The sequence below is a fragment of the Streptomyces sp. BE20 genome (assembly GCF_036322525.1).
GTDB lineage: Bacteria > Actinomycetota > Actinomycetes > Streptomycetales > Streptomycetaceae > Kitasatospora.
Map to the genome: position 1 here is coordinate 271279 of NZ_JAQYWW010001203.1, position 19576 is coordinate 290854.

Genomic DNA, 19576 nt, shown 5'->3' on the forward strand with positions numbered 1-19576 from the left:
AGTCGGGCGGTATGGGCGGTGTCAAGGACCAACCTTCTCATCACTGGTGGCCTGATCCCGGCCATCTGCGGTGCTGCCGCGCGGTGTCTGCGCGGCTCCTCCACGTTCGGGGTGTTCCGGGTGTTCCGGCCGCGTCGCGCGTTCCGGGGGCACCGCGGGCCCGGAGCCCTCCGGCCGCCCGGTCCCCCGGCCTGCGTCGCCCGCCGGGCCGCCGGCCGCCGTGTCGTCCGCCGGAGCCGGGGCGAGCGGGGCGTCGCCGACGGGCTCGTCGCCGTCGTCGCCGTCGGCCGTCCGCCGCTTGCGCTGGCGGACGAACCGCAGCGCGGCCAGCAGGAGCAGCACGAGTCCGCCGCCGAAGACGTACAGCACGCCGTTGGTCACCGAGGTGACCTCCACGGTGAACTGCACCGGATCACCGTACGGCTGCGGGTTCGGCCCGGTGGTGAACAGCTGGGCGGTCATGCTGACCGGCCCGTTGTTGTGCGCCTCGGCCGGGAACCGCAGGGTGACGCTCTGCGAGGCCGGCAGCACCAGCTCCTCGGCCGGCACCTCGACCCTGAGCCGGTTGGGCTGGGCCGGGACCAGCACCAGCTTGAGGTTGGTGACCGTCTGGGTCAGGTCGTTGCGGACGCTGACCTGCAGCACACCGGTGTCCCCGGCGAAGGTGATGACCCGCTTCGGCGGCACCTTCACCGCGTCGGTCAGTTCCTTGAGGTAGAGGCCCACGCCCTTCCGGTAGACGCCGCCGGCCGAGCCCTCCGATCGCCACTGGGTGGACAGCGAGCGGACCATGGCCGCACTGAACGGCCCGCGCACCCGCTGCGGCAGGGTCAGCACCCGCATCAGCGTGTCCAGGTTCGCCTGGATCCGCGTGGTGTCGGTCAGGTCGACGGCGGGCAGCTCCGAGTCCCGGGTCCGGGCCGGGTAGTCCGCGGGCGCCGGGACGGTCGTGTTGGCCTTCGGGTCCGGCGTGAGCTGGGCGAGCACGTCCAGCTTGACCGGGTCGACCCACTTGCCCTCGACGGCGGCCTGGAGCGCGCCGGCCAGCACCTTGGCGTTCGTGGCGGTCAGGTCGCGCGGGGGCATCACCAGCAGGCCGCGCGGGTTCTGCGGCTCCTGCCGGGCGATCACGAAGGTCTCGGAGAGGAACCGCTGGACCGCCCGGGTCTGCTCCTGCGGAGTGACCAGGTCGGTCGCGAAGAGCGCCGAGATCTCCTCGTCGGCGACCAGCGCGGTCTGTCCGTTGCCCATCGGACGCGCGGCGGACGGCGTGTACTTCAGCGCGTCGGACTCGGGCATGCTCGCGCCGTTCACCAGCACCAGGCCGGCGCCGGCCCGCTGGGCGACGGCCGCGATCCGCTGGTCCAGGTAGCCCTGGTAGGGCCAGGCCACGTCGGCGCGGGTGTCCACCGAGAGCCGGCCCTCGACGGTCAGCCGGCCGGCCGTGGCCGCCTTGCCGAGCGCGGTGTCGATGCCGTCCAGCTCGGCGGCGTTGTGCGCGATCGAGGCGAGGTCGGGGTCGGCGTACGGCAGCGCCACCACCTGGCTGCCCGGCTTGGCGACGGCGGCCCGCAGCTTCTCCAGCCAGGCCGTGGCGGCGGCCGTGCCCGTGCCGGGGACGGTGTTGTCCTCCTTGGCCGCGTTGCCCGCGGTGCCGGGCTTCTGCACCCGGTACGGCCGGGTCATCGCGAACGCGGTGTCCAGCAGGTCCGGGTCCACCACCCAGGTCAGCCCCGGCAGCGTGGAGCCCGTCTCGACCAGCGCGTACAGCCGGCCGCCGGGCGCGAACTCGGTGGCCAGGCTGTCGTCGCGCAGCACCGACATGGTCTGGTCGTTGTCGGAGAGGGTCTGCGCGGCCAGCACCGGCGCGTGCACCAGCGGCCACAGGGTGGTGACCTTCGACGGCTGCGCCTCGGCCGACACCGGGTCGTAGGGCAGGAAGGTGCGGGCGATGCCCAGCGGGCGGTCGCGCTGGTTGTCGGCGGTCGAGCCCCAGACGTCCACCGCGAGCTCGTACACGCCCTCCGTGGAGAGCTGCAGGTCGGTCACCGCGACGCTCAGCGTGTACGGCTGGCTCTGGCCCGGGCCGAGCTCGTTCAGCGCGTACTGCGGGCTGTCCAGGGAGATGCCGTCCGTCCGCTCCGGGGTGGTCCGGGCGGCCACCGAGGCCAGCTCGCTGCGGGTGGTGAGCGGCTTGCTCGGCCAGGGCTTGCGGACCGCCGCGTGGGCCGACTTGAGCACCGACCTACCGCCGTTGGTGACGTGCCCGGCGATCGTCACGGTGCCGTTCAGGGCGGCCACCGGCTTGTTCACCGACTCGATGGTCATCACCACCGGGTACTCGGCGGAGACCGTCGCCTCCGAGGCCGCGTGCGAGCCGCCGGCCGGGCGCGCGGTCGCCGGGGTGCCCGGAAGCACCGGGACGAGCACCAGCGTGGCGCCGAGTGCGGCGGCCAGCCGTCTGGCCGTCCGGACCGCCAGACCCGGACCCGTGCTCCTGGCTCGCTCGCTTCGCTCGCTCATGCGCCCACCTCGCTGCGCTCGGCGGTCGCTTCGCGAAACGCGCCCCTACCTTTGGCTCGCTCGCTCCGCTCGCTCACGCGCTTCGCCCTCGCCGTTCTCGATCGCTCGCTGCTTGATGCCGTGCTGCCCTGCTGCTGCGGCTGTCCCGCCGGCCGTAGGGGTCAGCCGTGGGGATCAGCCGTGAAGAAAATGGCGGTCGTCCGTCGTCCGGTCGGCGTTCCGGCATGCCGCACCGCGGCCCGTCACCGGTGCCCGAGACTCGTTCCACCGGCATGGTAACGATGTGGCGGGGGGTGCGGTGTTGCGGGCCTCGGGGTGAGGCCACGGAAACGCGCGGGCGGCGGGGCCCTCGGGCCACGTACCCTTGTGAGCCGTGTCCACTGCCAATGAGCCCACCGCCCACCAGTCCGGCGTCCATCATTCCAGCACCGCCGTGCAGGCCGTTCCCGGCCTGAGCGAGGCGCAGACCCTCGGCCTGCAGGAACTGCTGCGGGTCTCCCCGGTCGCCGACGAGATCGCCCGCCGGTTCCAGGCGGCCGGTCACCGGCTCGCGCTGGTCGGCGGCTCGGTACGCGACGCGCTGCTCGGCCGGCTCGGCAACGACCTCGACTTCACCACCGACGCCCGCCCGCACGAGGTCCTCAAGCTGGTCCGGGGCTGGGCCGACGCGGTCTGGGACGTCGGCATCGCCTTCGGTACGGTCGGCGCCCGCAAGGACACCCCGGAGGGGTCCTTCCTGATCGAGATCACCACGTACCGCTCGGAGGCGTACGACCGGACCTCCCGCAAGCCCGAGGTGACCTTCGGCGACACCATCGAGGAGGACCTGGTCCGCCGCGACTTCACGGTCAACGCGATGGCCGTCGACCTGCCCGGCCGCGGCTTCGTCGACCCGCACCGGGGTCTGGACGACCTGGAGGCCCGGGTGCTGCGAACCCCGGCCACTCCCGAGGAGTCCTTCTCCGACGACCCGCTGCGGATGATGCGGGCGGCCCGCTTCGCGGCCCAGCTGGACTTCGACCCGGCCCCCGAGGTGATCGCGGCGATGACCGCGATGGCCGAGCGGATCACCATCGTCTCCGCGGAGCGGGTCCAGGCCGAGCTGAACAAGCTGCTGCTCTCCGACCGGCCGGTGAAGGGCCTGCGGCTGCTGGTCGACACCGGGCTGGCCGACCACGTGCTGCCCGAGCTGCCGGCCCTGCGGCTGGAGCGCGACGAGCACCACCGGCACAAGGACGTCTACGAGCACTCGCTGACCGTGCTGGAGCAGGCCATCGACCTGGAGCAGGACGGCCCGGACCTCACCCTGCGGCTGGCCGCGGTGCTGCACGACATCGGCAAGCCGCGCACCCGCCGGTTCGAGTCGGACGGCCGGGTCTCCTTCCACCACCACGAGGTGGTCGGCGCCAAGATGACCCGCAAGCGGATGCGCGACCTGAAGTACTCGAAGGAGCTCACCGAGGAGGTCTCGCGCCTGGTGGAGCTGCACCTGCGGTTCCACGGCTACGGCGGCGGCGAGTGGACCGACTCGGCGGTGCGCCGGTACGTCGCCGACGCCGGTCCGCTGCTGGAGCGGCTGCACAAGCTGACCCGCTCCGACTGCACCACCCGGAACCGGAAGAAGGCGGCCGCGCTCTCCCGCACCTACGACGGCCTGGAGACGCGGATCGGCGAGCTGAAGGCCCGCGAGGAGCTGGACGCCGTCCGTCCGGCGCTGGACGGCAACCAGATCATGGAGCTGCTCGGCCTGAAGCCCGGCCCCGCGGTCGGCAAGGCGTACAAGCACATGCTGGAGCTCCGGCTGGAGCACGGGCCGATGGAGCACGACGAGGCGGTCGCCGCGCTGCGCGCCTGGTGGGACGCGCAGCAGGACGCCGGCGCGTAGTCCGGAAGGCGATGCCCGGAAGGCGGTGGCCAGGGGGGCGTGGCCCGGTGGGGGTGGCCCGGAAGGTTCCGGGCCGCCCCCACCTCGGTACCCGGGGGTCAGAGCTTCTTCAGGCAGAGGACGAAGCTGAGCGCCGACGAGGTGGACTCGCGGGTGTAGGTGCTGTCGGACCCGGTGACGTTCTCGCAGGCCTTGTCACCGTCGCTGGTGGCGTAGACCTTCTTCAGCACCTTGTACTGGGCCCGCGTGTCGGTGCACGGGAGCATGGTGATCCGCGGGTTGGAGTCGTGGGTGGCCGAGGTGCCGTTCTCGTTGCGCAGGCAGTCGCCGGCCTTGGCGTAGTCGATGTCGCTCGCGACCTTGGAGGTGGCCGGCGCGGTGGGCGTCGGCAGCGTCACGGTCGGGGCCGGGGCGGGCGGCAGCGAGAAGGACGGCGGGAACGTCGGGGTCGGGATGACCACCGCCGTCGGCGAGGGCAGCGTCAGCGGGGGGTAGTCGTACCGGTCGCGGTCGTGCCGGCTGCCGAGGAACGCCCCGGTGGCCGTCAGGACGATCAGGGAGCCGATCGAGAGCACCGGCAGCAGCAGCATCAGCATGTGCGGCCGCTTGGTCAGCGGGACGCCCGGGTCGAGCTGCGGGCCGTGGGTGCCGGGTACCGGCGGCGGCAGGTCCTTGATCTTGTTGTGGGCCGCCAGGTTCCGCAGCAGCGTGACCACCGTGAAGATCCCGGAGAGATAGCTCCACCAGCCCTGCACCAGGGTGCGGGCGGACATGTCGCGGACCACCGCGGTGCCGCAGGTGCGGCAGAACGGTCCCGGCTGTTTCAGGAACCGCATCACGATGATGATGCCCTGGTGGCCCCGGACGGTGGTGTCGACGGCCGGGAAGCCGCCGCAGAACCGGCAGACCGGGCCGCCCTGCGGCGCGTACCCGTAGGCGGGACCGGGCTGCGGGCCCTGGGCGCCCGGGTAGCCGTAGCCGGGTGCGGCCGGGGGCGGCGGCGCGGGGTAGCCGTAGCCGGGCGGGGGCGGGGTGCCCGGCGGCGGGGCCTGCTGCCCGGCGTAGGGGTTGTCGGCGTACGGGTTGGAACCGTCGGCGGGCGGCGGTGCGCCGTACGGCATCTGGGGCGGAACGGACATCGGGATCCCCCGGAATGGTCTGAGGTGGCGAGCGGTCAGGACTTCTTGACCGGCGGGGTGCCGGCGAGCGGGCCGAGGCAGAGCACGTACCGCTTCTTGTTCCAGCGGCGACCGCTCTTGCCCGAGACGGTGCTGGTGGTGCCGACGGTCTCCCGGCACCGGGTGGTGTCGGTGGTGGACTCGAACTTGGCCAGCACCTTGTAGTTCGCCTTGCCGTCGGTGCACTTGACCACGGACACGTCGCGGGACCCGCTCGCCTTGACGCAGTCGCCGGCCTTGGCGCTGCTGACGCTCGGGCCGGTGACGAAGTAACCGATGATCAGGGCGATCACGCCCAGCACCACGCCGACCGCCTTCAGCCGGGCCTTGCCGCGGCCCTTGCGGGCCGGCTCGCCGGGCGGAACGGCCGGCGGGTAGCCGTGCTGCGGCGCCTGGCCGTAGGGGGCCTGCGGGTACGGCTGGGCCTGGGGGTACGGCTGCCCCTGCGGGGGCTGCTGGTACGGCGCACGGTCCTGCGGCCCGGGCGGGTACCCACCCTGCGGGTAGCCGCCCTGCGGGTACGGGGGCGCGGGCGGAGCCGGCTGCGGGGCGGCCGGGTAGCCGTAGCCGGGCGGCGGGGCACCGTAGCCTGCGGCCACCGGCTGGGGCTGCCCGTACGGCGGCGGAGCCGGGGCGCCGTAGGGCTGCGGCGCCGGCGGATGGCCGTACTGCTGCGGTGGCCCGTACGGGCCGGGCGGTGTGCTCATCGGATTGTCCCCCGAGACAGAGTGCTGTCGCTGCGACAGATCTGACGTACCTTAGCGACTCGCGCCGACGGCGCCCGGCCGCAGGGGGCGGCGGTGCTCAGGACGCCTGGTCACCGGGGAGGGGGCCGGTGCGCCGGGCCGTGCGCAGGTAGAGGACGGCGGCCAGCGCGTACACCGCGGACACCCCCAGGACGACGGTGACCGAGCGGCCGGAGAGCGGCAGCACCAGGGCGGTGACCAGTGCGGCGGCCACGAAGGCGACGTTGAAGAGCACGTCGTAGAGGGCGAAGACCCGGCCGCGGTACTCGTCCTCGACCGACTCCTGGACGACGGTGTCGGCGCAGATCTTGGTGCCCTGGGTGACCACGCCGAGCAGTAGCGCGGCGATCAGGCAGGGCACCAGGGAGAAGTGCAGACCCAGAGCGGGCACGAAGACCACCGGGGCCGCCAGACAGAGCGTCATCCAGCCCGCCAGCCCGAGCCGGCGGGTGCACCACGGGCTGATCACCGCCGCGACGAAGAACCCGGCCGCGGAGAGACCGACCGCCTGGCCCAGGGTGACCAGCCCCGCCGTGCTGTCCGCCGGATCGTTGAAGGTGTAGCGGGCGAGCATCACCACGACGACGATCAGGACGCCGTAGCAGAACCGGGCCGCGGTGACCGCCGCCAGCGCGTGCGCCGCCGGGCGGCAGTCCCGCACCAGGTGGGTGACGGCCGCGCGCAGCTCGCGGGCGGCCTGGGCCAGGGCCCGGCCCAGCGCCGGACGGCCGGGGTGGCTCTCGGGGCCGAGCAGGTCCTTGTCCATCCGGAGCGCCGCCACCGCGGCCGAGAGGTAGAGCAGCGCGGCGACGCAGACCAGGGCCGCGTCGGCCCGCGGGCCGGGGGGCATCACCTGGTGGAGCAGGAAGCCCACTCCGCCGCCGCAGGCCGCGGCGACCGTGCCCAGGGTGGGGGAGAGGGCGTTGGCGGTGACCAGCTGCTCCTGGCTCACCACCCGGGGCAGCGCGGCGGAGAGGCCGGCCAGGATGAACCGGTTGAGTGCGGTCACCAGCAGGGCGGAGGCGAAGAACAGCCAGGTCGGCGCCTGGGCTAGCAGCAGGGCGCCGGTGACCAGGCCGAGCCCGAACCGGGCCAGGTTGCCGACGTACAGCACCTGTCGGCGGCGCCAGCGGTCCAGCAGCACGCCGGCGAACGGGCCGATCACCGAGAACGGCAGCAGCATCACGGCCAGCACCGAGGCGATGTCGGCGGGGGAGGACTGCTTCTCCGGCGAGAAGACCACGTAGGCGGCGAGCGAGACCTGGAAGACGCCGTCGGAGAGCTGGGAGAGGACACGGGCGGTCAGCAGCCGGCGGAAGTCGCGGCCGCGGAGCAGGTCGAGGAGGGTGGCGCGGTGCGCGGTCTGGTGGGTGCTGCCGTTCTCCGTGATCGCCACCTGCCCAGGGTGCCATGGAACCGGTCGGTGTTTCACGTGAAACATGAGCCGGGAAAAGGTGAACGGGCCCACGGTGGTTGACCGTGGGCCCGTTTCCGTGCGGGCGGGCCGTCGGTTCAGTGCCCGACGGCCGCGGATCCCGCGGTGATCAGCGCTCGACCTCGCCGCGGATGAACTTCTCGACGTTGTCCTTGGCCTCGTCGTCGAAGTACTGGACCGGCGGGGACTTCATGAAGTACGAGGAGGCCGAGAGGATCGGGCCGCCGATGCCGCGGTCCTTGGCGATCTTCGCGGCGCGGACGGCGTCGATGATGACACCGGCGGAGTTCGGGGAGTCCCAGACCTCCAGCTTGTACTCCAGGTTCAGCGGGACGTCGCCGAAGGCGCGACCCTCCAGGCGGACGTACGCCCACTTGCGGTCGTCCAGCCAGGCCACGTAGTCCGAGGGACCGATGTGGACGTTGCGGGCGCCCAGCTCGCGGTCGCGGATCTGCGAGGTGACGGCCTGCGTCTTGGAGATCTTCTTGGACTCCAGGCGCTCGCGCTCGAGCATGTTCTTGAAGTCCATGTTGCCGCCGACGTTCAGCTGCATGGTGCGCTCGAGGACGACGCCCCGGTCCTCGAACAGCTTGGCCATCACGCGGTGCGTGATGGTCGCGCCGACCTGGGACTTGATGTCGTCACCGACGATCGGCACGCCGGCCTCGGTGAACTTGTCCGCCCACTCCTTGGTGCCGGCGATGAACACCGGGAGGGCGTTCACGAAGGCGACCTTGGCGTCGATGGCGCACTGGGCGTAGAACTTCGCCGCCGCCTCGGAACCGACGGGCAGGTAGCAGACGAGGACGTCGACCTGGCGGTCCTTGAGGATCTGGACGACGTCGACCGGGGCCTCGTCGGACTCCTCGATGGTCTCCCGGTAGTACTTACCCAGGCCGTCGAGGGTGTGGCCGCGCTGGACGGTGACGCCGGTCGGCGGCACGTCGCAGATCTTGATGGTGTTGTTCTCACTGCTGCCGATGGCGTCGGCCAGGTCGAATCCGACCTTCTTGGCGTCGACGTCGAAGGCGGCGACGAACTCCACGTCACGGACGTGGTACTCGCCGAACTGGACGTGCATCAGCCCGGGGACCTTGCCGGCCGGGTCGGCGTCCTTGTAGTACTCGACACCCTGCACCAGCGACGCGGCGCAGTTGCCGACGCCCACGATGGCTACGCGAACCGAACCCATTTCCGGTTGCTCCCTGTGATCTCATGAGCGCCGCCGAAGATCGGCGGTACTCGTCCTGCTTCTTCGATGACTGCTGATGGGCGCGAGGCGCCCACTCCTGCCGCGTGCGGCACAGGGCTGACGCGGTGTCAGCGCTCCTGCTCGGAGCGCCCCGGGCGGTCGTACGGTGGCCCGGGAGGGTCCGAGGACCCGTCCTCCTGGCCACGGCCGTCCGAAGTCTTGGTTACTGCGGGGCCGGTCCCGTCGGTGGACGGTCCGGTCCGGCCGGTGCGGTTGGCCCGCTCGGTCTCGATCAGCTCGTTGAGCCAGCGGACCTCACGCTCCACCGACTCCAGTCCGTGCCGCTGAAGCTCGACGGTGTAGTCGTCGAACCGCTCGCGGGCGCGGGCCAGTGAGTTGCGCATCCGCTCCAGGCGCTCCTCCAGCCGACTGCGGCGGCCCTCCAGGACGCGCATCCGCACGGCCCGGTCGGTCTGGCCGAAGAAGGCGAAGTGCACACCGAAGTGCTCGTCCTCCCAGGCGTCCGGGCCGGAGTCGGCGAGCAGCTCCTCGAAGCGCTCCTTGCCCTCGGGGGAGAGCCGGTAGACGATCTTGGACCGCTTGCCGTTGAGCGCGGTGGCCGGGACGTACTCGACCTCCGGGTTGTCCTCGACCAGGAAGCCCTGAGCCACCAGGCTCTTCAGGCAGGGGTAGAGGGTCCCGTAGGAGAAGGCGCGGAACGAGCCGAGCAGGACGTTGAGCCGCTTGCGCAGCTCGTACCCGTGCATCGGGGCGTCGTGGAGCAGGCCGAGAACGGCGAACTCCAGCACTCCTGAGCGCCTGCCCACTGCCGTCGTCCTCCCTTCCTCGCCCGGTCCGCGACCCGCCGTGTCCGGCGGTATGCCGCTCCGATGTATCGGCTCGATATATCGAGAACAGTAAACCTGGGTCCCCGAACGGGCAAGGGGGACGCGCGTGAATGTGATCACAAGGCGGCGCGCGGGTGTCCTTGGCAACGGCCGTGTAATGATCTGCAGTCGTTTTATGGGTATTGGGGATTGATGCCCGATTAGTTCGGATTCAGTGCTGCGTACGCTGTCGCGTGTGCACGAGGACCACCTCCGGGGTTAGGGCGGTTGCGGGCATCGGACGTGAACCCTGCCTTCAGGCTCGACCGGCCTGGCGAGGAGTACCTGGAACATGAGTGAACGACGGCGGAGGTCGCCTGGTGGCGGCGGGCAGCCTCCGGGCGGCGACAGCGGACGCCCGGACGGAGCGGGGAGCGACGAGGTCGCCTCGGAGGGCCTCGGACGCCGGCGCCCGCCCGGAATGCGGGAGACCGCCCAGCAGCCCCGGATGACCCGTGCCGAGATGCGCAAGGCGTCCCAGAAGGGTGGCCGGCGCGGCGGTGCGGCCGGTACCGGCCCTGCCGCGGGCGGTCCCGGCGGCCCGGGTGCCGCCGGTGGACCCGGCGCCTCCGGCGGTGCACCCGGCAAGAAACGGTTCATCGACTACCCCCGTTTCGGCAAGCAGGGCTTCCGCCGCTGGCTGCCGTCCTGGCGGCTCTGGCTCAGTGCGTTCCTGCTCGTCTTCGCCACCGGCGTCGGCGGTATCTACTTCGTCTACCAGTCGACGAAGATCCCGCCGCTCAACGCCCTGGTGAACGACCAGAACAACATCTACTACTGGGCCGACGGCACCGAGATGGTCCGCAAGGGCGAGACCAACCGCCAGATCGTCGAGCTCGCGGACATCTCGCCCACCCTGCAGAACGCGGTCATCGCGGCGGAGAACGAGACCTTCCGCACCGACAGCGGCATCGACCCCAAGGGCATGACGCGCGCCGTCATCAACATGGCCAAGGGCGGCGAGACGCAGGGCGCGTCCACGATCACCCAGCAGTACGTCAAGAACGCCTACCTGACGCAGGAGCAGACGCTCTCCCGCAAGGTCAGGGAGTTCTTCATCACGCTGAAGATCAATCAGGACCAGTCCAAGGAGGAGATCCTCAAGGGCTACCTCAACACCAGCTGGTTCGGCCGCGGTGCGACCGGTGCGCAGGCGGGGGCCCAGGCCTACTACGGCGTCAACGCCAAGGACCTGAACCTCTGCCAGAGCGCGATGCTGGCCGGGCTGCTCAAGGGCGCCGCGTACTACGACCCGACGATCAAGGCGAACCGCCCCCGCGCCGAGGAGCGCTGGAAGTGGATCCTGGACCGGATGGTGGAGACCAAGAACGCCACCGCCGAGGAGCGGGCCAAGTGCACGGCCTTCCCGGACCCGATCAAGCAGGTGCCGCCGGCCAACATGAACGGCCAGATCAGCTACCTGGTCGAGACCGCCAACAAGTTCGTCATGGTCAAGGACCCGACGATCGACCAGCGGGCGATCGAGAAGGGCGGCTTCAAGATCTACACGACCTTCGAGAAGGACAAGGTCGAAGCCCTCAAGAAGGCCGTGGACGACGTCAGGGCCGAGACGCTGAACCCGCAGAAGCGCCCCGACAACGACAACTTCGTCCAGTTCGGCGCGGCGAGCATCCGCCCCGGTGACGGCGCGCTCGTCGCCATCTACGGCGGCGACGGCGTGGAGAACGGGCACCACGACAACAACGCCGACGCCCAGGGCGTCCAGGTCGGCTCGACCTTCAAGCCCTTCGTGCTGGCCGCCGCCATGCAGAGCGGTGTGCAGACCCAGACCGACGACAAGGGCAAGCCGAAGCGGATCAACGCCGACAGCCGCTACCTGTCCGACGACCTCTCGGAGATCCGCAAGGCGGACGGCTCGCTGGTGCTCGACGACAAGGGCAAGCCGTACCGGCAGAAGAACGAGGAGAAGGGCAAGCGCGGCTACGTCTCCCTGCGGCTCGCGATGCAGTGGTCGTGGAACGTGCCCTTCGTCCAGCTGAACCAGGACGTCGGCGGGCCGAACGTGGCCGCCGTCGCCGAGGCGATGGGCGTCCGCAAGGAGAACCTCGCCGCCGAGGCCAACACCACGACCTTCCCGCTCGGCGTCTCCACCATCAGCCCGATCCGGATGGCCGACGCCTACGCGACCCTGGCCGCCAGCGGGAAGCAGGCGGACCCGTACTCGGTGACCAAGGTCCTGGTGGACGGCAAGGAGCGCCCCGGCTTCGGCGGCAAGCACGAGCCCAAGCAGGCGCTGGAGCCGGCCGTCGCCGACAACGTCACCGACGTGCTGGTGAACGTGGCGAAGAACGGCACCGGCAAGAACTCCAACGCGCTGGGCCGCCCGGTGGCCGGCAAGACCGGTACCACCGACCAGAACAAGTCGGCCTGGTGGGTCGGCTACACCCCGCAGCTGTCCACCAGCGTCGCGATGTGGCGCGAGGACCCGACCCAGCACGAGCGGCTCTCGCTGAACGGCACCGGCGGCAAGGACTCGGTGCACGGTGGTGACACCCCGACCGACGTCTTCACGCGGTACATGAAGGCGGCGCTGGCCAACGAGAAGAAGCTGGACTTCCCGACACCGCAGCCGGTCGGCTCCCAGGTCGACTCCTCCGGTGCGCCGAGCACGGCGAGCGCCACGCCGACGCCCACCACGACCGAGACCATGCCGACCGTGCCGCCGGACCCGAACGCCCAGCAGCCGACCCAGCCCCCGGTCACCCAGGGCCCGGTCTGCGTCCCCGGCGTGGACTGCCCGGGGACGGTGCCGGTACCCCCGGTCCCGACCAGGAGCAGCCCGGCGACCACCGGCGGTGGCAACACCGGCGGCGGCAACGGAGGCGGTGGCAACACCGGCGGCAACGGCAACGGCGGCAACACCGGCGGCGGCGGCGTCTCGCCGACCTGCATCATCGGCAACATCGGCTGCACCACGCCGACGGTGCCGGGGCCGAGCCCGACCACCGACCCGGGCGGCGGTGCCGGCGGCGCCACCGGCGGGACGACTCCCAAGCCGTCGACCAAACCGCCGACCTCGCCGTCGGCGCCGCCGAGCGGCAACGCGCTCGTGCCGTAGCGCGGCCGGGACGGAACCGGACCGCGGACAGGCAATCGGGTGCGGACACGGAAACGGTGAAGCGGCGGTGGCGGTCCTCCTCGGAGGGCCGCCACCGCCGTTTCGCCGTATTCGGCGCGATTCGTCACGCCCCGGCGGCCCGGTGGCGGGGCCGTGGCGGGGGCCTCCTCGTCCGGGCGGGAGAGGTGCGGCAGGATGTCCGCCATGACGTCCAGCGCTCATGACGAATCCGTCGGCCAGACCGGGCTCCCCGACGCCGCCGGGCCTGCCCCCGAGGTACCGGTGACCGGGGTCGACCAGGTCGTGACCAACACCGTGGTCGTGCCGGCGGACGAGGACCCGGTGGCGGCGGCCGGCAGCGAGGTGATCGGCGGCCCGCCCGGGAAGCGCGCGCTGCTCGGCGTCTCCTGGTGGGTCCCGGCACGCTTCCTCGCGCTGGTGGTCATCGTGGTCTCGGTGCTCGGCATGGCGCAGAAGCTGCCCTGCTACAACGCGGCCTGGTTCCAGCCGGGTTCGCCGCAGTACGTGCACGCCTGCTACAGCGACGTCCCGCACCTGTTCTCCGGGCGGGGCTTCGCGGCCGGACTGCACCCCTACGTGGACCGGATCCCGGGCACCACCGGGGATCTGCAGTTCCTCGAATACCCGGTGCTGACCGGTCTGTTCATGCAGATCTCGGCCTGGCTGACGCCCGGTGGCGGCACGCTCCAGGACCAGGAGCGGTGGTTCTGGGTGATCAACGCGGGCCTGCTGATGGCCTGCGCGGTGGTCGCCGTGGTGGCGCTCTCCCGCACCCACCGGCGCCGCCCCTGGGACGCCCTGATGTTCGCGCTGGCGCCCGTCCTGCTGCTCAACGCCACCGTCAACTGGGACCTGCTGGCGGTCGCGCTGGCCGCCGTCGCCCTGGCCTGGTGGGCCGGCTCGCGGCCGGTCCTGGCCGGGGTGTTCATCGGCCTGGCCACCGCCGCCAAGCTCTATCCGCTCCTGCTGCTGGGCCCGCTGCTGGTGCTCTGCTGGCGGGCCGGCCGGTGGCGCGACCTGCGCGGGCTGCTGGGCGGCGCGGTCGGCGCGTGGGTGCTGGTCAACCTGCCGATCATGATGGCCAACTGGCAGGGCTGGTCGACCTTCTACGTCTTCAGCAAGCACCGCAACGAGGACTACGGCTCGCTCTGGCTGATCCTGATGCAGACCCGCGGCGTCGGGCTGGAGAACCTCGACACCTTCATCGCGATCCTGATGGTGCTGAGCTGTGCGGGGATAGCGTGGCTCGGCCTCTCGGCGCCCCGCCGCCCGCGGGTCGTCCAGCTGGCCTTCCTGGTGGTGGCCGCGTTCGTGGTGTTCAACAAGGTGTACTCGCCGCAGTACGTGCTCTGGCTGCTGCCGCTCGCGGTGCTGGCCCGGCCGCGCTGGCGGGACTTCCTGATCTGGCAGGCCTGCGAGGTGCTCTACACCCTGGGCATCTGGTCCCACCTGGGCTTCGTCACCGGGCCCAAGCAGCACGGGATCGGCGAGTCCTGGTACCACTTCGCGATCGTGCTGCACCTGCTCGGCACGCTCTACCTGGTCGGCGTGGTGATCCGGGACATCCTGCTGCCGGACCGCGACCCGGTGCGCTGGGACGGCAGCGACGACCCCTCCGGCGGGGTGCTCGACCAGGCCCCGGACGTCTTCGTGCTCGGCGCCGCCCGGCAGCTGCGCGAGGAGGCGAGCTACGCCGGGTACGCGCCGGCCGGCTCCGAGGGGTGGCTCATCGAGCCGCCCGCCCGGGCCCAGGAGCCGGCCGAGAAGTCCTGACGGCCGCCGGCGGCCGGTCGCCGGCGGCACACCGGGGCCGGCCGGCGGCGACCGTCAGGCGACCGGTCAGCGGTCCACCACGCGGTCGAAGTGCGTGGTGGTGTGCCGCACCTGGAGACCGAGCTCGTCGCCGACCGCCGGCGGCTTGGTCTCGCCGTCCAGGAGGAGCAGCGAGACCTGCATGTGCGGCGGCTCGGCGAACCAGAGCTGCTTGCCGGTCCAGTTGTACGGCGACTTGGTCTTGTTGACGGTCGCCAGGCCGGCCCGGGCGATGCCCTTGGCCCGCGAGGACATGCCCTGCACGTACTTGGGCGCCTCCAGCCCGATGCCGTGCGCGGTGCCGCCGGCGACCACCAGCAGGTGGCCGTCGGCCGGCGCCGGGTGCTGGCGGTAGCCGTAGCGGTCGCCCTTGGCGACGGGGGTGACGTCCAGCACCGTCGCCCGGACCTCCAGCGCGCCGTGGTCGCCGAGCCAGAGCCGGGTGCCGATCCGGGCCCGGAACACGGTGTCCGGGTAGCGCCCGGCCAGCTGCTCCAGGCCCGCCGCACCGAGGTGGCTGACGAAGACGGTGTGCACCGGCACCCCGGCGGCCCGGGCGGTGTCCACCCAGTACGCGACCTCCTCGACCGGGCTGGAGCCGTCCGGCCGGTCCATCGGCAGGTGCAGCGCGAGGCCCTCGAAGGAGACGCCGTCCAGCTCGGCGGCGACCGCCGGGAGGTCGGCCGCCGAGACGCCGTGCCGGCGCATGGTGGTCATGCACTCCACGACCACCCGGGCGCCGTGCAGCGCGCGCACCCCGTCGAGGCTGGCCACCGTTCGGATCACCCGGGCGTGCGGCAGCGGCAGGGCCTCCTCGCCGACCCGGTACGGGGTGAGCACCAGCAGCTCGCCGCCGTACCAGTCGGCCGCGTCGGCCGCCTCGTAGGCGGTGCCGACCGCCAGCATGCCGGTGCCGAGCAGGGTGGCCTCCTCGGCCAGGCGGTGGTTGCCCAGCCCGTAGCCGTTGCCCTTCGCCACCGGCACCAGGCCGGGGAACTCGGCCAGGACGGAGCGCTGGTGGGTACGCCAGCGTTCGGTGTCGAGGTAGAGCGACAGCGTCATCGGGTCATCTCCCAGAGGGTGTGGGGCACGGGCGGCTCGGCGGCTACGGCGCTGTTGCTCAGCGGCGCGACATGTACAGGTCGAGCGCCTTGTGCAGCAGCTTGTTGAGCGGGTAGTCCCACTCGCCGAGGTACTCGGCGGCCTGGCCGCCGGTGCCGACCTTGAACTGGATCAGGCCGAACAGGTGGTCGTTCTCGTCCAGCGTGTCGGAGATGCCGCGGAGGTCGTACACCCCGCCGCCGAGCGCGTACGAGTCGCGCATCATCCGCCACTGGATCGCGTTGGACGGCTTGACCTCGCGCTTGTGGTTGGCGGAGGCGCCGTAGGAGTACCAGACGTGCTCGCCGACCACCAGCATCGTGGTCGCGGCCAGCGGCTCGCCCTCGTGGTAGGCGATGTAGAGCCGCATCCGGTTCGGGTCCTCGGCGGTGAGGGCCTTCCACATCCGCTGGAAGTAGGACAGCGGGCGCGGGGTGAACCGGTCGCGCTCGGCGGTCACCAGGTACAGCTGGTGGAAGATCGGCAGCTCGTCGTAGCCGCCCTGGATCACCTCGACGCCGCTCTTCTCGGCCTTCTTGATGTTCCGGCGCCAGAGCTGGTTGAAGCCCTTCTGGATGTCGTCCAGCGAGCGGTTGGCCAGCGGGACCTGGAAGACGTAGCGCGGCTGGACGTCGCCGAAGCCGGCGCCGCCGTCCTCGCCCTGGAGCCAGCCGGCCTTGCGCAGCCGGTCGGCGACCTCGAAGGCGCGGGGCTCGTACCAGTCGGCCTCGACGTCGCGCAGGCGCTTGGCCTGCTTGGCGGCGATGGCCTCCTTGATGGTCGGCGCGTTCCAGCGGCGGATGACCACCGGCGGGCCCATCTTCACCGAGAACGCGCCCTGCGACTTCAGGTGCGCCAGCATCGGCTGCAGCCAGCGGTCGAGGTCGCGGTCGAACCAGTCGATCACCGGGCCCTCGGGCAGGTAGGCCAGGTACCGCTTGACCTTGGGCAGCTGGCGGTAGAGCACCAGCCCGGCGCCGACGATCTGGTTGGTCTGGTCGAACCAGCCGATCGACTCGGTGCGCCACTCGGCCTTCACATCGCCCCAGGACGGCACCTGCATGTGGCTGGCCGAGGCGCGGCTCCTGATGAAGGCGAGGTGCTCCTCGCGGGTGATCGTCCTCAGGCGCAGGCTCATGCTCGGTGCTCCTCGTCGGTCGGGCTGCAGTGGGCCCCGGTATCTCGGGGTGACCTTATCGTCCGGGCCCCCCGGGGCTGCGGGCGCGGCGACGCCCCCGTCGCGCACCGGCCTGTCCTAGGTAGGTACGCGAGGGGGGCGCCGGGGGTTCCTTGCGCGGGGTGGCTAACCCCACAGTCCTCCGCGCGCCATTCCGAGGTAGAAGCCGATCGCCGAGGCGCCGAGCGTGATCATGAGGATGAACCGCTCCGCGGTGGTCACGGAGAGGAACACCCCCAGCAGGCCCGCGGCGATCCCGAACAGGCCGGTCCACGAGGTCAGCAGGTGCAGGTTGTGGAAGAACGAGGTGACGAAGGCGATGACGCCGAGGACGGCCGTGACGCCCACCAGGGCGTTCTCCCGCGGGTGCGGGTGGCCGTCGGTGTTCAGGGTGAGAGGGGGCATCCGGTGGATGGTCTGGGCCATGAGTCCCACCTCCTGGCGAGGAGACGAACGGGCAGGAAACCCGTTCCGTCCAGATTGCGGCGGTTGGACTGGTCTCACAACCCCTATGCGTTTTGTTCGGCCGTCCGGGTGCAGGTAGGCTGTGCCGTCTGCACTGGTGTAGTTGTGCCTTCCTCTGCCCTCTTCCGGGTGAGCGGAGTCAGGCTGTCGGACCCGGCCGCTACGGTGGGCCGGAGTCGACACTGCTCCGGTGCCGACGCTGCACAACCCTCCTGCCACGGAAAGACCGTGGCCGCTGAGTCCAAAGGAGGTGGGTTACTCATGCGTCACTACGAGCTGATGGTCATCCTCGACCCGTCGGTCGAGGAGCGCGCTGTCTCCCCCCTGATCGAGAGCTTCCTCGCTGTCGTCCGCAACGGCGGTGGCAAGGTCGAGAAGGTCGACACCTGGGGTCGCCGCCGTCTGGCTTACGAGATCAACAAGCAGTCCGAGGGCATCTACTCGGTCATCGACCTTCAGGCCACGCCTGAGGTCGTCAAGGAGCTCGACCGCCAGCTTGGCCTGAGCGAGTCGGTTCTGCGGACCAAGGTCCTGCGCCCGGACACCCACTGAGCCACCTCTGAGGCCTTCGGGTCTCGGGTAGCTCGCGACCGTTGTTTCACGTGAAACAGCGGTGAACGGACATCTTCCCGAGAGGTCATCACCACCATGGCAGGCGAGACCGTCATCACCCTCGTCGGCAATCTCGTCGACGACCCCGAGCTGCGCTTCACCCCGTCGGGTGCGGCGGTCGCGAAGTTCCGTATCGCGTCCACCCCCCGCACCTTCGACCGTCAGACGAACGAGTGGAAGGACGGCGAGAGCCTCTTCCTCACGTGCAACGTCTGGCGGCAGCCGGCGGAGAACGTGGCCGAGTCGCTGCAGCGCGGCATGCGCGTCATCGTGCAGGGTCGACTGCGCCAGCGGTCTTACGAGACCAAGGAAGGCGAGAAGCGGACGGTCTTCGAGGTTGAGGTCGACGAGGTCGGTCCGAGCCTGCGCTCGGCGACCGCGAAGGTCACCCGGGCCAACCGGTCCGGTGCTCCCGGCGGCGGCGGCTTCGGCGGCGGCCCGCAGGGCGGCGGCCAGAGCGGTGGCAACTGGGGCGGCGGCAGCGGCGGACAGCAGGGCGGCAACTGGGGTGGCAACTCCGGTGGCCAGTCCGGTCCCTCCGACGACCCGTGGGCTTCCAGCACCCCCTCATCCGGTGGCAACAGCAACCAGGGTGGCGGCGGCGGTTGGGGTGCCCCGGCCGGTGGCGGCTTCTCGGAAGAGCCCCCGTTCTAAGAGCTGACAGATTTCGTGCGGCCGGGCCGCCGGCGTCCTCGGACGCCCGCCCGGCCGTGAACCCCAAATGGAGCGCACAATGGCGAAGCCGCCTGCTCGCAAGCCGAAGAAGAAGGTTTGCGTCTTCTGCAAGGACAAGGTCAACTACGTTGACTACAAGGACACGAACCTGCTGCGGAAGTTCATCTCCGACCGTGGCAAGATCCGTGCCCGCCGGGTCACCGGCAACTGCACCCAGCACCAGCGTGACGTCGCCACGGCCGTGAAGAACAGCCGTGAGATGGCGCTGCTGCCCTACACCAGCACCGCGCGCTAAGAGAGGGTGACCAAGTAATGAAGATCATCCTCACGCACGAGGTGCCGGGTCTCGGCTCCGCCGGCGAGGTCGTCGAGGTCAAGGACGGCTACGCCCGCAACTACCTGGTCCCGCGTGGCTTCGCCATCCGCTGGACCAAGGGCGGCCAGAAGGACGTGGACGCGATCCGTCGCGCCCGCAAGATCCACGAGATCCAGACCCTTGAGGCTGCCAACGAGGTCAAGGGCAAGCTCGAGGGCGTCCAGGTCAAGCTGGCCGTTCGCTCCGGCGAGGCCGGCCGTCTGTTCGGCTCGGTGACCCAGGCCGACGTCGTCGAGGCCATCAAGGCCGCCGGCGGCCCGGCTGTGGACAAGCGCGCCGTCGCGATCTCCTCGCCGATCAAGACCGTGGGCACCCACAAGGTCTCGGTCAAGCTGCACTCCGACGTCCAGGCCAACCTCGACGTCGCCGTCGTGGCTGCCTGAACCCGGTAGCGAAAGCGCCGTAGCAGTGG

General features: G+C 71.2%; 16 protein-coding genes. 7 read left to right on the top strand and 9 right to left on the bottom strand.

The features are described 5' to 3' along the window. Window positions 1–21: 21 nt before the first annotated feature. The gene (locus tag PUR61_RS39840; protein WP_329884818.1) at window positions 22–2523 is read right to left on the bottom strand and encodes a DUF6049 family protein; all 2502 of its coding nucleotides are present in this window, start codon (window positions 2521–2523) and stop codon (window positions 22–24) included. Between the two features lie 433 nt (window positions 2524–2956). Between PUR61_RS39840 and PUR61_RS39845 the strand changes: the two genes are divergently transcribed. Beyond that, the gene (locus tag PUR61_RS39845; RefSeq protein WP_443035326.1) at window positions 2957–4408 is read left to right on the top strand and encodes a CCA tRNA nucleotidyltransferase; all 1452 of its coding nucleotides are present in this window, start codon (window positions 2957–2959) and stop codon (window positions 4406–4408) included. Window positions 4409–4506: 98 nt separating this feature from the next. Here the strand turns inward: PUR61_RS39845 and PUR61_RS39850 are convergent, their stop codons facing one another. From PUR61_RS39850 to PUR61_RS39870, 5 genes are all read right to left on the bottom strand, one after another. Beyond that, a complete protein-coding gene (locus PUR61_RS39850) occupies window positions 4507–5547 on the bottom strand; it encodes an LppU/SCO3897 family protein (RefSeq protein ID WP_329884819.1) in 1041 nt (346 codons plus the stop codon). 35 nt (window positions 5548–5582) lie between these two features. Next, window positions 5583–6293, bottom strand: a complete 711-nt coding sequence (locus tag PUR61_RS39855) for an LppU/SCO3897 family protein (protein ID WP_329884820.1) — start codon at window positions 6291–6293, stop codon at window positions 5583–5585. 97 nt (window positions 6294–6390) lie between these two features. Continuing rightward, on the bottom strand, window positions 6391–7728 hold the full coding sequence (locus tag PUR61_RS39860) for an MFS transporter (RefSeq protein WP_329884821.1): 1338 nt from the start codon (window positions 7726–7728) through the stop codon (window positions 6391–6393). A 148-nt stretch (window positions 7729–7876) separates the two neighbouring features. Continuing rightward, window positions 7877–8959, bottom strand: coding sequence for an inositol-3-phosphate synthase (locus PUR61_RS39865; RefSeq protein ID WP_329884822.1), 1083 nt, complete (start codon window positions 8957–8959; stop codon window positions 7877–7879). A gap of 128 nt (window positions 8960–9087) precedes the next feature. Next, window positions 9088–9786, bottom strand: coding sequence for a PadR family transcriptional regulator (locus tag PUR61_RS39870; protein ID WP_329884823.1), 699 nt, complete (start codon window positions 9784–9786; stop codon window positions 9088–9090). Between the two features lie 352 nt (window positions 9787–10138). Between PUR61_RS39870 and PUR61_RS39875 the strand changes: the two genes are divergently transcribed. Together PUR61_RS39875 and PUR61_RS39880 are read left to right on the top strand one after the other, a co-directional pair. Beyond that, window positions 10139–12925, top strand: coding sequence for a transglycosylase domain-containing protein (locus tag PUR61_RS39875; protein WP_329884824.1), 2787 nt, complete (start codon window positions 10139–10141; stop codon window positions 12923–12925). 204 nt (window positions 12926–13129) lie between these two features. Beyond that, on the top strand, window positions 13130–14719 hold the full coding sequence (locus PUR61_RS39880; RefSeq protein ID WP_329948377.1) for a glycosyltransferase family 87 protein: 1590 nt from the start codon (window positions 13130–13132) through the stop codon (window positions 14717–14719). A gap of 66 nt (window positions 14720–14785) precedes the next feature. Here PUR61_RS39880 and PUR61_RS39885 read toward each other — a convergent pair whose 3' ends face one another. The 3 genes from PUR61_RS39885 to PUR61_RS39895 all read right to left on the bottom strand — a co-directional run bounded on the left by PUR61_RS39885 (window position 14786) and on the right by PUR61_RS39895 (window position 17462). After that, entirely contained in the window at window positions 14786–15820 is a 1035-nt protein-coding gene (locus PUR61_RS39885; RefSeq protein ID WP_329884826.1) for an alanine racemase, read from the bottom strand. A gap of 58 nt (window positions 15821–15878) precedes the next feature. After that, window positions 15879–16997 carry a lipid II:glycine glycyltransferase FemX gene (locus PUR61_RS39890; RefSeq protein ID WP_329884827.1) on the bottom strand — a complete coding sequence of 373 codons (1119 nt, stop codon included), beginning with the start codon at window positions 16995–16997 and terminating at the stop codon, window positions 15879–15881. A gap of 165 nt (window positions 16998–17162) precedes the next feature. Continuing rightward, entirely contained in the window at window positions 17163–17462 is a 300-nt protein-coding gene (locus PUR61_RS39895; RefSeq protein WP_329884828.1) for a hypothetical protein, read from the bottom strand. 300 nt (window positions 17463–17762) lie between these two features. Between PUR61_RS39895 and rpsF the strand changes: the two genes are divergently transcribed. The 4 genes from rpsF to rplI all read left to right on the top strand — a co-directional run bounded on the left by rpsF (window position 17763) and on the right by rplI (window position 19547). Next, window positions 17763–18053: a 30S ribosomal protein S6 gene (rpsF, locus tag PUR61_RS39900; RefSeq protein WP_329884829.1), complete on the top strand. Its 291-nt coding sequence runs from the start codon at window positions 17763–17765 to the stop codon at window positions 18051–18053. Window positions 18054–18149: 96 nt separating this feature from the next. Next, window positions 18150–18767 (top strand): single-stranded DNA-binding protein, encoded by a 618-nt coding sequence (locus PUR61_RS39905; RefSeq protein ID WP_329884830.1) that lies wholly within the window; start codon window positions 18150–18152, stop codon window positions 18765–18767. Window positions 18768–18846: 79 nt separating this feature from the next. Continuing rightward, window positions 18847–19083: a 30S ribosomal protein S18 gene (gene rpsR / locus PUR61_RS39910; protein WP_030304537.1), complete on the top strand. Its 237-nt coding sequence runs from the start codon at window positions 18847–18849 to the stop codon at window positions 19081–19083. Window positions 19084–19100: 17 nt separating this feature from the next. After that, a complete protein-coding gene (gene rplI, locus PUR61_RS39915) occupies window positions 19101–19547 on the top strand; it encodes a 50S ribosomal protein L9 (RefSeq protein WP_329884832.1) in 447 nt (148 codons plus the stop codon). Window positions 19548–19576: the final 29 nt, after the last annotated feature.